Origin of the sequence: Xanthomonas hortorum (genome assembly GCF_040279205.1) — a bacterium.
Lineage (GTDB): Bacteria > Pseudomonadota > Gammaproteobacteria > Xanthomonadales > Xanthomonadaceae > Xanthomonas > Xanthomonas hortorum_F.
Map to the genome: position 1 here is coordinate 187,917 of NZ_JBEOLS010000001.1, position 12,195 is coordinate 200,111.

Annotated in this window: 10 protein-coding genes; 7 read left to right on the top strand and 3 right to left on the bottom strand. The window is 63.3% G+C overall.

Annotation, left to right across the window (positions count from 1 at the left end; genetic code table 11):
• Positions 1-239: 239 nt before the first annotated feature.
• A complete protein-coding gene (locus ABS769_RS00780; protein WP_317061802.1) occupies positions 240-689 on the top strand; it encodes a pilin in 450 nt (149 codons plus the stop codon).
• A gap of 152 nt (positions 690-841) precedes the next feature.
• Positions 842-2,575 carry a type IV-A pilus assembly ATPase PilB gene (gene pilB / locus ABS769_RS00785; RefSeq protein ID WP_317061801.1) on the top strand — a complete coding sequence of 578 codons (1,734 nt, stop codon included), beginning with the start codon at positions 842-844 and terminating at the stop codon, positions 2,573-2,575.
• Positions 2,576-2,916: 341 nt separating this feature from the next.
• Here the strand turns inward: pilB and ABS769_RS00790 are convergent, their stop codons facing one another.
• Positions 2,917-4,311: a sigma-54-dependent transcriptional regulator gene (locus tag ABS769_RS00790; protein WP_430544157.1), complete on the bottom strand. Its 1,395-nt coding sequence runs from the start codon at positions 4,309-4,311 to the stop codon at positions 2,917-2,919.
• A 145-nt stretch (positions 4,312-4,456) separates the two neighbouring features.
• The gene (locus ABS769_RS00795) at positions 4,457-6,070 is read right to left on the bottom strand and encodes a sensor histidine kinase (RefSeq protein WP_176338867.1); all 1,614 of its coding nucleotides are present in this window, start codon (positions 6,068-6,070) and stop codon (positions 4,457-4,459) included.
• 232 nt (positions 6,071-6,302) lie between these two features.
• Between ABS769_RS00795 and sucC the strand changes: the two genes are divergently transcribed.
• Positions 6,303-7,472, top strand: a complete 1,170-nt coding sequence (gene sucC, locus ABS769_RS00800; protein WP_006450728.1) for an ADP-forming succinate--CoA ligase subunit beta — start codon at positions 6,303-6,305, stop codon at positions 7,470-7,472.
• Between the two features lie 24 nt (positions 7,473-7,496).
• Positions 7,497-8,372, top strand: a complete 876-nt coding sequence (sucD, locus tag ABS769_RS00805; protein ID WP_317061799.1) for a succinate--CoA ligase subunit alpha — start codon at positions 7,497-7,499, stop codon at positions 8,370-8,372.
• Between the two features lie 179 nt (positions 8,373-8,551).
• On the opposite strand, the gene ABS769_RS00810 is transcribed toward sucD, so the two are convergent.
• Positions 8,552-9,487 (bottom strand): LysR family transcriptional regulator, encoded by a 936-nt coding sequence (locus tag ABS769_RS00810; RefSeq protein ID WP_317061798.1) that lies wholly within the window; start codon positions 9,485-9,487, stop codon positions 8,552-8,554.
• Positions 9,488-9,573: 86 nt separating this feature from the next.
• Between ABS769_RS00810 and ABS769_RS00815 the strand changes: the two genes are divergently transcribed.
• The 3 genes from ABS769_RS00815 (at position 9,574) to ABS769_RS00825 (ending at position 11,855) form a co-directional block, all read left to right on the top strand.
• Positions 9,574-10,218 (top strand): DsbA family protein, encoded by a 645-nt coding sequence (locus ABS769_RS00815; protein WP_317061797.1) that lies wholly within the window; start codon positions 9,574-9,576, stop codon positions 10,216-10,218.
• A 415-nt stretch (positions 10,219-10,633) separates the two neighbouring features.
• Complete coding sequence (locus tag ABS769_RS00820) at positions 10,634-11,455, top strand: MBL fold metallo-hydrolase (protein WP_238601887.1); 822 nt, start codon at positions 10,634-10,636, stop codon at positions 11,453-11,455.
• 4 nt (positions 11,456-11,459) lie between these two features.
• Positions 11,460-11,855 (top strand): nuclear transport factor 2 family protein, encoded by a 396-nt coding sequence (locus ABS769_RS00825; protein ID WP_317061796.1) that lies wholly within the window; start codon positions 11,460-11,462, stop codon positions 11,853-11,855.
• Positions 11,856-12,195 lie beyond the last annotated feature (340 nt).

The window sequence follows — 12,195 nt, forward strand, 5'->3', positions numbered from 1 at the left end:
TGCGATGGCTGGCAAATTTTGACGAAGGCCTTGGCGCAATGTGACGTTTAGCGTCACATTGCGGGGCTGATCGCAATGCCGGAAGCGTAGTGCGCGCTGCAAGGTAGACCCATGTAATGATGCACTCCTGCAGAGTCTTGAGTTCATTTCTGAGGTTTGGCATGAAATGTGCTTGATTGGGGATGCAGCTCGTAAAGCGTAAGTAGCAAGGCTTATCTATCACTCTCTAGGGGATCTCAATGAAGAAGCAGCAAGGTTTTACACTTATTGAACTAATGATCGTGGTGGCGATCATTGCTATTCTTGCGGCCATTGCTCTTCCGGCCTACCAGGATTACACGATTCGTGCCAAGGTTTCGGAAGGTATCGTGCAGGCATCAGCGGCTAAGTTGGCTGTTGCGGAGACCGCATCATCTTTGAATGGCTTGGCTAACGTGACTGCCGCCAACGCGGGATATACTTTCACCGCAAACTCCACCACTAATGTGGCGAGCATCGGCGTAGGCGCGAATGGCGTTATCAATGTTGTCACGCGTAATACGGGTGCTACCGTGCAGCCAGCCATCCGTTTGACTCCGGCTCAGGCAGATGCAAATGCACCGATCGTGTGGGCCTGCAGCTTAGTTGCCGGTGAGGCGAAGCACGTTCCCGCCACTTGCCGCACCGCTGCTCCTGCTGCTGCTCCGTAAGAGTTGTCGTTAGAATGGCGGGGAAGCATGGCTTCCCCGCCATTCTCTATTATCTGAATCTATAATTTTCTCGCTTGTTTGTACGCTTTTGGCATGATTGGTTAAGGACTGAATGAGACGGTTTTGATCTGCGCCAACATCTAGGGGCAAAAATGAATTCGTTGATGACCGCTAACCTGGCAGGCATAACCGGAATCGCTCGTCGCTTAGTTCAGGACGGCGCGTTGGAGGAGTCCGTAGCACGCACTGCGATGGACCAGGCCAGTCAAGCAAAAATCCCGCTGCCGCAATGGTTTGCGGAAAAGAAGATTGTTTCAGCAGCTCAACTAGCAGCAGCCAATGCAGTTGAGTTTGGTATGCCGTTGATGGACGTGTCGGTGTTCGACGCAAGCCAGAATGCGGTCAAGCTGGTGAGCGAAGAGTTGCTCCAGAAGTACCAGGTGCTACCGCTGTTCAAGCGCGGCAACCGGTTGTTCGTGGGTGTGAGCAACCCGACCCAGACTCGTGCGCTGGACGACATCAAGTTTCACACCAATCTGGTGGTGGAGCCGATTCTGGTGGATGAAGACCAGATCAGGCGTACATTGGAACAGTGGCAGGCCAGCAATGCTGCGCTCGTCTCCTCAATGGGAGACGACGACGATATGGGGGATCTGGACGTCTCCACCGGGGACGAGGACATGGGCACCGGCGGGGATTCCGGGGTCGATGCCAAGGGCGACGACACGCCGGTGGTGAAGTTCGTCAACAAGGTGCTGGTGGATGCGATCCGGCGGGGAGCCTCGGACATCCATTTCGAGCCGTACGAAGACGACTACCGGGTGCGCTTGCGGATCGATGGCCTGCTGAAGAACGTGGCCAAGGCGCCGGTGAAGCTGAGCCAGCGCATCGCGGCGCGCTTGAAGGTCATGTCGCAGCTGGATATCGCCGAGAAGCGGGTGCCGCAGGACGGGCGCATCAAGCTCAACCTGTCCAAGACCAAGCAGATCGACTTCCGTGTGAGCACCTTGCCGACCTTGTTCGGCGAGAAAGTGGTGCTGCGTATTCTGGACGCCAGTGCGGCCAAGCTGGGGATCGAGAAGCTGGGCTATGAGGCGGATCAGCAAAAGCTGTTTCTGGATGCGATCCACAAGCCCTACGGCATGGTGCTGGTGACCGGGCCGACCGGTTCGGGTAAGACGGTGTCGTTGTATACGGCGCTGGGCATCCTCAACGATGAGACGCGCAATATTTCCACGGCCGAGGATCCGGTCGAAATCCGCTTGCCTGGCGTGAATCAGGTGCAGCAGAACGTCAAGCGCGGCATGACGTTTGCTGCGGCGTTGCGCTCGTTCCTCCGCCAGGATCCGGACATCATCATGGTCGGCGAAATCCGCGACCTTGAGACGGCCGAGATCGCAATCAAGGCGGCGCAGACCGGTCACATGGTGTTGTCCACTCTGCACACCAACGATGCGCCGCAGACGATCGCGCGCCTGATGAACATGGGCATTGCGCCGTACAACATCACTTCGTCGGTGACCTTGGTTATTGCGCAGCGTCTGGCGCGGCGGTTGTGCAATCACTGCAAGCGCAAGGCACCGCTGCCGGAGCACGCGCTGCTTGCCGAAGGGTTCACCGCAGAGCAGGTCGCTGCCGGAATCGAACTGTACGAGGCGGTCGGCTGCGATGAGTGCACCGAGGGCTACAAGGGCCGTACCGGTATCTATCAGGTGATGCCGATGACCGATGAGATCGGCGCGATCGTGCTGGAAGGCGGTAACGCGATGCAGATCGCCGAGGCGGCGCAGAGAATCGGCATCCGCGATTTACGGCAGTCGGCGCTGGTCAAGGCGGCACATGGGGTGACGAGCCTGGCGGAGATCAATCGGGTGACCAAGGACTGAGTGGTTGCCCTGTTCTGTCGTTGGCTGAGTTTTGGAAGGGTGTGGCGGCTGTGCCGACGTACCCTCATCCGCCCTTCGGGCACCTTCTCCCGAGGGGAGAAGGGAGAGGCGGTTCCGCTGACTGCGTTGGGGTATGCGCGGTCGGCGCCTTGTCTGTGTAGGTGTTCTTCCGGGTTGAGCTGCTGAGTGCGCTTTAGTTCGGCGTCGTCGCTATTGGCTGGCCGGCAAGTGCGAACTGCGCTGTTGCTCGCTGAGTGATGGGACTAGCGCTTCCTGCATCAAGGTAGAGCGCTCAATCAGGTTGAGCGCTCAATCAAGCGCGTTCGGCGCCCGACCCAATCTCACTCCATCCCCAACTTCTTCAGCTTGTAACGAAGCGCACGAAACGTGATGCCTAGCTGTGCGGCGGTTCTGGTCTTGTTCCACCGGTTTTCTTCCAGCGCTTTCTGGATCGCGGCGCGCTCGAGTTGCTCGATGTAAGAGGGCAGGGCGGCCGAGGCCGGGTCGATGTCGACCACGGCTTCGCGGGGTTCAACGGCGGCGCTGCCGGGGCTGGCGGCGAGGCGGTGGCCGCCGTGGGCGGGCAGGCGCAGATCGCTGGCGCTGATCTGGTCGTCTTCGGCCAGGGCCAGGGCGCGTTCGAGGATGTTTTCCAGTTCGCGCACGTTGCCGGGGAAGCCGTATGTGTCCAGCGCGTCGAGCGCGGATTGGGTCAGTAGCGGGATCGGGCGGCCGTGGCTGCGTGCCAGGCGCGCGATGATGGCGGCGGCCAGTTGCGGCAGGTCGCCGCTGCGTTCGCGCAGGGGCGGGACGCGCAGTTCGATCACGTTGATGCGGTAGTACAGGTCGTGGCGGAAACGGCCGTCGGAGACCAGGTCGCCGAGGTCCTTGTGGGTGGCCGAGAGGATGCGCACGTCCACCAGCGATTCGCTGGAGGCGCCGACCGGGCGCACTGATTTCTCCTGGATGGCGCGCAGCAGTTTGACCTGCATCTGCAACGGCAATTCGGCCACTTCGTCCAGGAACAGCGTGCCGCCATGCGCGGCCTGAAACAGGCCGGGCTTGTCGGCATGCGCGCCGGTGAAGCTGCCTTTCTTGTGGCCGAAGAATTCGCTTTCCATCAATTCGGCGGGAATGGCGCCGCAGTTCACCGGCACGAACGGGCCGGCGGCGCGTGCGCCTTGTTCGTGGATGGTGCGTGCGACCAGCTCCTTGCCCACGCCCGATTCGCCGACGATGTAAACCGGCGCCTGGCTGCGCGCGACCTTCCCGATGGTGGCGCGCAGGCTTTCCATCGCGCTGGAGTCGCCCAGCAGGCGGCTGGCCTGTTCCGGCGGCGGCGGCGGCGGGGCGGGGCGGTCGCGGTTGTTCAATTCCAGTGCGTGCTTGACCAGGCCGCGCAGCACGCTGATGTCCACCGGCTTGCTGACGAAGTCGAATGCGCCAGCCTTCAGCGCTTCCACCGCCAGGTCCATGCTGCCGAACGCGGTGATCATCGCCACCGGGGTCTGCGGATATTGCTTTGCGATTTCGGTGACCAGTTCGATGCCGTTGCCATCGGGCAAGCGCATGTCGGTCAGGCACAGGTCGTAGGGGTTGTTGGCCAGCAACTCGCGCGCTTCGGCCAGGTTGGCAGCGGTGCTGATGCGCAGGCCCATCCGGCCCAGGGTGAGAACAAGCAACTCGCGGATATCACGCTCGTCATCGACAACCAGGGCACTTTTGGGTTCGCTCATGGTGCGCACGATAGCCCAGCGCGATGACGGACGACAATTGTCGTCGGGGTTTGGACCCACGCAGAGCCACCACACACGTCCGTCCATCAATGCGTCGCGCTGTCACCTTGGATCCGCGTTGCAGACAATGCAGGGCAGCAATCACTCACTTCCCAAGCAAGCCATTGGGCCCCTGCAACAGGATCCGGAAACACGCGCCGCCGCCCGGCACCGAGACGTAATCCAGTTGCGCCTGGTTGGCGCGGCACAGCTCCTGGGCGATGTACAGGCCCAGCCCGGTGCCGTGCTCGGAGGTGGTGTAGAACGGGCGGAACAGTTGTGCGGCCACCGTTTCCGGAATACCTGGTCCGCGGTCGATGACATCGATCACCGCCATGCGCTCCAGGCGCTCCACGCGCAGCTTGACCCGCGCCGGTTCGTCCATGACCCGGCCGTACTTGAGTGCGTTGTGGACCAGGGCGGTCAGGATCTGGTGCAGATGCTTTGGGTCGACCAGCGCATGCACGGAGGCGCCCTGGATGCTGGCCTCCAGGATGTCGGTTTCCATCGACAGGGTCTGCCGGTACTCGACCACGAAGCGGCGCACGAATGCGGCCAGATCCAGGTTGTCCGGGTTGGCGCGCTCGCGCCGGGCCAGTGCGAGCACGCTTTCGACGATGCCGTTGGTGCGTTGGCATTGCTGGTGAATGATCTGCAGCAGGCGGCGGTCGGCATCGCCGATGTCCGGGGACTCTTCCAGCAACTGCGAGGCGTAGCTGATTGCGGCGAGCGGGTTGCGGATTTCGTGCGCCAGACTGGCAGAAAAGCGCCCCATCGCCGACAAGGTGAGCGATTCGGCGCGGCGCGACACCACCGTGGCGTCGTCCAGAAAGATCAGTACCAGGTCGCTGTCGGCGAGCAGGCGCACGAAGCGCGGCTGCACTTCCGGGCGGTCGGCGCCCAGTTGCAGAGGGGCCTCTTCTTCGCGCCAGCCGCTGCGCCAGCGTTGCAGGCGGCGTGCCAGTTCCGGGGTGAGTGCGGCCAGCGACAGGTCGGCCGGGGCGTTGCGCTGGTCGCCATCGCCCAGCAACGCCAGCGCCGCTTCGTTGGCCAGGGTGATGTGGTTGTGCGTATCGACGACCAGCACGCCGGTGCGCATGCGGCGGATGATCAGTTCGTTGATTTCGTAGAGATTGGCCACCTGCGCGCCGCGTTCTTCCGCCAGCACCTGGTTGCGGCGCGCGCGCGAGCCGATCTGTTCGCAGATGAAGGCCACCGCGACGTAGCTGGTGGCGAACATGGCCAGTTCGGCCACCGGGCGGGCGGCGCCGCCGCCTTCGAGCAGGGTCCACAGGTATTCCAGCACGATGGCGCCGCTGGCGAGCACCGCGATGCTCATGCCGTAGCGCAGGCGCAGCAGCAGCGAGGCGGCGGCGACATTGAACAGCAACATCATCGCGATGCCGGCACTGGCGCCGGGCAGGGCGTGCGTGGCCAGGGTGGCGGCGAGGATGTCGGCCAGCACCGAACAGAACACGGTGGTGGTCAGCCTGCGCTCGCTGCGGCCCCAGAACAGCAGCGGCACGGCGATGCAGAGGTACCCGATCGCCACACCGGCGGCCAGGCGCGGGTAGCGCGGCTCGGGGATGGCATCGGACAAGGGGCTGAACACCAGTGCGGCGATCAGGCCCGCCACCAGCACCCGGTACAGCGAAAAAAAGTACAGCTCGCGCTGCGGCGCTGACTGGAACCGGTCGATAAGCGATGCGCTGGATGGCAAACCGATTCCCCCGCTGGAACGAGCCGCGAGTATAGGCAGGTGCGCGGTTTACGTAGCACGTGTGCACACTGCGGCGCTGCGTGCAAGCGCTGCAATCGGGCCGGCACGATCGTCGAATTTTGCGCCGCACGGCGCGGTCAGCCACAATAGGCGGCCCGTTCGCGTCTCTTGACGTGCCGCCCTGGCGGTCTGCGTTGCACGCAGCGGTCGTTTCCTTTTCCCACGGTGACGCATGAATTTCCACGAATACCAGTCAAAACAGCTGCTTGCCGAGTACGGCATTCCCGTCCCGGCCGGTAAGGTCGCGGCTACTCCGGACGAAGCGGTCGAAGCCGCCAATTCCCTGGGCAAGGGCCCCTGGATGGTGAAAGCGCAGATCCATGCGGGCGGCCGCGGCAAGGCTGGCGGCGTCAAGTTCTGCAAGACCACCGACGATGTGAAGGCCGCAGCAGCCAAGATGCTCGGCACCAAGATGTCCACCTATCAGACCGCCGGCGTCGAGCTGCCGATCAACCTGGTGCTGGTGACCACCGCCGGTGAGATCGTCAAGGAGCTGTACCTGTCGGTGTTGGTCGACCGTGGCACCAAGACCATCACCTACATCGCTTCTTCGGAAGGCGGCGTGGAAATCGAGCAGGTCGCTGCCGAAACCCCGGAACTGATCCACGCGCTCAACGTCGATTTCGTCGAAGGCGTGCAGGGTTACCACGGCCGCGATTTCGGCTTCAAGCTCGGCCTGACCGCCAAGCAGGCCGGCCAGTTCGCCAGCATCATGGTGAACCTGTACAAGCTGTTCAACGAAAAGGATCTGGCGCTGGTTGAAATCAACCCGCTGGCGATCCTGGACGACGGCAACCTGTATGCGCTGGACGGCAAGTTCGACAGCGACGACAACGCCGCGTTCCGTCAGAAGCAGCTGGTCGCCATGCGCGACAAGACGCAGGAAGACGAGACCGAAGTGACCGCGTCCGAGCTGGACATCAACTACGTCACCATGGACGGCAACATCGGTTGCATGGTCAACGGCGCAGGCCTGGCCATGGCCACCATGGACGTGATCAAGCTCAACGGCGGCGAGCCGGCGAACTTCCTGGACGTGGGCGGCGGTGCCAACAAGCAGCGCGTCATCGAGGCGTTCAAGCTGATCCTGTCCTCGGACAAGGTCGAAGGCATCTTCGTCAACATCTTCGGCGGCATCGTCCGTTGCGACATGATTGCCGAGGGCATCATCGCCGCGGTCAAGGAAGTGGGCGTCAAGGTTCCGGTCGTGGTGCGCCTGGAAGGCACCAATGTGGAAGAAGGCAAGCAGCTGCTGCGCGACAGCGGCATGGCCATCATCCCGGCCGACAACATCAACGACGGTGCCAAGAAAGTCGTTGAAGCTGTCAAGAACGCCGCCTGATTCACGACACCGAAGGAACTATCCATGTCCGTTTTGATTAACAAGTACACCAAGGTGATCGTGCAGGGCTTCACTGGCCAGCAGGGCACCTTCCACGCCACTCAGATGATCGAGTACGGCACCCAGGTCGTCGGTGGCGTGACGCCGGGCAAGGGCGGCACCACGCATATCGACCTGCCGGTGTTCAACACCGTGGCCGATGCCGTGCAGAGCACCGGCGCCGATGCGTCGGTGATCTATGTGCCGCCGCCGTACGCGGCCGATGCGATCCTGGAAGCGGCCGCGGCCGGTATCAAGGTCATCGTGTGCATCACCGAAGGCATCCCGGTGCTGGACATGCTGCGCGTCAAGAACGTGCTGACCCGTGCCCATCCGGACACCGTGCTGATCGGGCCGAACTGCCCCGGCGTGATCACCCCGGGCGAGTGCAAGATCGGCATCATGCCGGGCCACATCCACAAGCCGGGCAAGATCGGCATCGTGTCGCGTTCGGGCACCCTGACCTATGAAGCGGTCAAGCAGACCACCGAAGTGGGCCTGGGCCAGAGCACCTGCATCGGGATCGGCGGCGACCCGATCAACGGCCTGAACTTCGTCGACTGCCTCAAGCTGTTCAACGAAGACCCGCAGACCGAAGGCATCATCATGGTCGGCGAAATCGGTGGCGACGCCGAGGAAGCCGGTGCCGAGTACATCAAGGCACACGTCAAGAAGCCGGTTGTCGGCTTCATCGCCGGTGCCTCGGCTCCGGCCGGCAAGCGCATGGGCCATGCCGGTGCGATCGCATCGGGCGGCAAGGGCACCGCCGAAGGCAAGTTTGCGGCGATGGAAGCTGCTGGCGTCAAGACCGTCCGTTCGCCCGGCGATCTGGGTGCGGCGATTGCTGCGCTGGTGAAGTAAGAAACACGCATCGCGCGCAAGCGTGTGAGTGTGAGAGAGGCCACCTTCGGGTGGCCTTTTTTATGGTGGCGATATTGGATTGCCAGGTCCGATGGCTAATTGCCGCGTTGTGTCAGTGTCTTCGTGGCCGCCGCCTGTTATGGCTTATCGGCTAATTCGCCTGGCTCGCAGCGTTCGATTTAGAGGGCGTGCTGCTGCGCCGTCTGCTCAAGCAACACCTCCACGAACGCACGCACTTTTGCCGGTCGAAAGCGCGTTGCCGGGAACACCGCATGGATACCACCGGACGGCAACTGCCACTGCGGCAGCACATGCAGTAAACGACCTGCGGCCAGATCATCGGCGACCACATAATCCGGCAGTACCGAGATTCCCGCACCCTGGCAGACCGCTTCGCGCACGGCGAGGGTGGCGTCGAGAAAGATGGCCGGCTGCACGTCCACACTCTGCGGCGCGTGCGTGGCATGCGCGAAGTGCCAGCGCTGATGATCGCGCAATGCCGTGTTGGCGATGAACGGCAGTGTGGCGATGTCCTGTGGCGCGGTGAGCCCGGCCAGCTGCGCGGTCATCGTGGAAGGCGCGACCAGCAACTGCCGGAACGCACCGATCTTGCGTGCCTGCAGGCTGCTTTCGGCCAGCCAGCCGACGCGGATCGCAAGCTCGATGTTGGCCGTCATCAGGTCCAGAGTCTGGTCGCTGAGAATCGCGTCGACCTTACAAGCTGGATAGCGCCGGGAGAAGGCCGCGATGGCCGGCACCACCACGCGTACGCCGTAGTCCAGCGGTGCGGTGAGCCTGAGCAGGCCGGACGGTTCGGCGGCGGTGTCGGTCAGTGCATCGAAGGCATCGTCGGTATCGCGCAGGATCGCCGCGCAGCGCTGATAGAACGCCTGCCCGAGTTCGGTGGTGCGCACCTTGCGGGTCGTGCGCACCAACAGCGAGGTGCGGCATTCGCGTTCCAGGCGGGCGACCTGCTGGCTCACCACCGCCTTGGTGATGCCCAGGCGCTCGGCCGCTGCCGTAAACGAGCCGGTTTCCACCACAGCGACGAAATACGCCAGCCGGCGCAGATGACCCAGGCCACCGGGGCCGGACTCGGTTCGATTGTATGTCATTGGCATACGGTATGTTTATTGCGGATGGATTTAAGAGTCAACGGAAGCGGCCTAGGATGCGTCCATCGCCACTGGATGCCGCCGCCATGTCCACCACTGTTCACTACCTCTATGACCCGCTGTGCGGCTGGTGCTACGGCGCGACGACCGTGGTCTCGGCGTTGCAGGCGCGGGCCGACGTCACCCTTGAATTGCTGCCCGCCGGCCTGTTTCTGGGCGCTGGCGCCAGGGCAATGGACGACACCTTCGCGGGCTACGCCTGGTCCAACGATCAGCGCATTGCGCAGCTGACCGGCCAGGTTTTCAGCGAGCAGTATCGTCAGCGCGTGCTCGGCGATCGTCAGCAGCGCTTCGACAGCGGCCTGGCGACGCTGGCGCTGACGGCGGTGGCGCGCATCGACCCCTCGCGCGAATTGCAGGTGCTGGAGGCGATCCAAAAAGCGCGTTATGCGGATGGCGATGATGTGACTGCATTTGGCACGCTGGCTGGCCTGCTGGAATCGCTGGGTCTGGAGCAGGCCGCAGAGCAGATCGCTGCGCCGGATGCGCCGCTGCTTGCGCTGACGCAGGCGCGCATCGACAAGGCGCAGTCACTGCTGCAGGAGTTCGGTGCGCGTGGCGTCCCGACCTTGGTTGCGCAGTCGTCTAGCAAGCGGTGGTTGCTAGATGTCGGCGCTGGTTATGGAAATCCCGAGGCCTTGCTGCAGCAGTTGGATGCTGGGCGTTTTTAGGTGTTCTGGCGCGTGGTTTCTTGCTGTCGGATTGGCTGTCTTCCGTCGCACCCTCACCCCAACCCCCGCTCCGCGCCCCGGCCCGCGCCAGTGGCGCGGGCGCACCAAGGCACACGCGCCAGTGGCACGTAAGCCGTGCCCTGGTGCCCCGGCGGGAGAGGGGCTCTCGCTCCCTTCTCCCATCGGGAGAAGGTGGCGCGTAGCGCCGGATGAGGGTACGGGCGCACGGGCTGCGCCGGCCCAGGCATCGCCTTACACGCGCGCTGATTGACGCAATTTCGATCCCGATTAACTGCTTTGACGACCAATCCATCGCCATCCAAAAAGGCCAAAACCAATGCCAACCCGACGAGACGTCATCAAAACCCTGGCTGTTGCGAGTGTCGCGACGGCCGTCCTTGGAGCGAATACCGCCATGGCTGCACAGACCACACTGACCTATCACCATTTCCCCGCCGGCGAACATGGGTTCTTCCGCGCGCCGGTGCTGATTTCCGGCGCACGCGATGCGGTGCTGATCGATGGCGGCTTTACGCTGCCCGACGGTAAGGCGCTTGCCGAGGCCATCCGTGCCAGCGGCAAGACGCTGACCACCATCTACATCAGCCAGAGCGACCCGGACTATTACTTCAGCCTGGCGCCGATCAAGGCCGCCTTCCCCAAGGCGCGCGTCATCGCCGCCTCGGCCACCATCGCTGCGATCAAGGGCAATGTCGAAAAAAAGCTGGCCACCTGGGGCCCGCAGCTGAAGGAAAACGGCCCCCAAACCTTGGCCGACATCGTGATGCCAGAGGCGTTCGACGGCCCTACGCTCACCCTGGAAGACCACGCACTGGAGATCGTCGATGCCGACGGTCTGGCCAATCGACGCTACGTGTGGGTGCCGGCGCTCAAGGCGATCGTCGGTGGCGTGCTGGTGTTCTCCGGCACGCATGTGTGGACGGCCGACACACGCGGTGCCGAAGGGCGTGCAGCCTGGCGCAAGACGCTGGACAGCATGGCGGCGCGGCAGCCATCGGTCGTGGTGCCGGGGCACATGGTGCCGGGTGCGCCAATCGATGTATCGGCCATCACCTATACGCGTGACTATCTGCTGGCCTTCGAAGAAGAGCTGGCCAGGCACAGCAACAGTGCAGACCTGATCAAGGCCATGACCGCGCGCTATCCCGATGCCGGTATGGCCGTGGCATTGCAGATCGGCGCCAAGGTCGCCACCGGCGAGATGCAGTGGGGCTGATGCAATGACGACGCCGCTGGAGATCATCCGCAACACCTACGAAAACGCGCCGGAAGAAAACGCCAGGCACCTACGCGCCGCGTTGGCGGCCGATGCGCACTGGACCGAAGCGGCCGGGTTCCCGTATGCGGGCACCTACGTCGGCGCGGACGCCATTTTCGCCAATGTGTTCGAGCGCCTGGCGAGCGAGTGGGAGGGCTATCAAGCGAAGGTGCATACCTACCTGGCCGATGGCGAGTGGGTGGCTGCGTTCGGTGTGTACTCCGGGCGTTATCGCAAGACCGGCAACACCATGCAGGCCGCGTTTGCGCATCTGTACCACTTTCAGGACAGCAAGATCGTGCGGATGGAGCAGGTAGTGGATAGCGCGATGGTGGTACGGGCACTGCAGGCAGGCTGAGCCCGTTGCCGCTGTGTGCCGAACGCGCAGCATCGGTGCGCGTTCGGCTTTTGGGATTAGCCATTGCAAGGGCCGGCACACCGTGGTGAGCCGTTATCGGTTCGGTGTGCGCGGCGCGCAGCATCCGCTATGCCTGCGTCGCGCTGCGCATTCCGTAACGCGGCCCCACATCCACCCGACAGTGCGCACCGTCTGATTGATTGCTGCTGGATGCAACGCAGGTCGCGCTATGCGGCGTGCTACGCGCACACGCATGGAATGCGGCCGAGGTCATCACCGGCTCGCCGGTCGCCGGGTCGTTCTGGTCGTCGAAGCGGGTCACTATTTGGGTGCGGCTTAC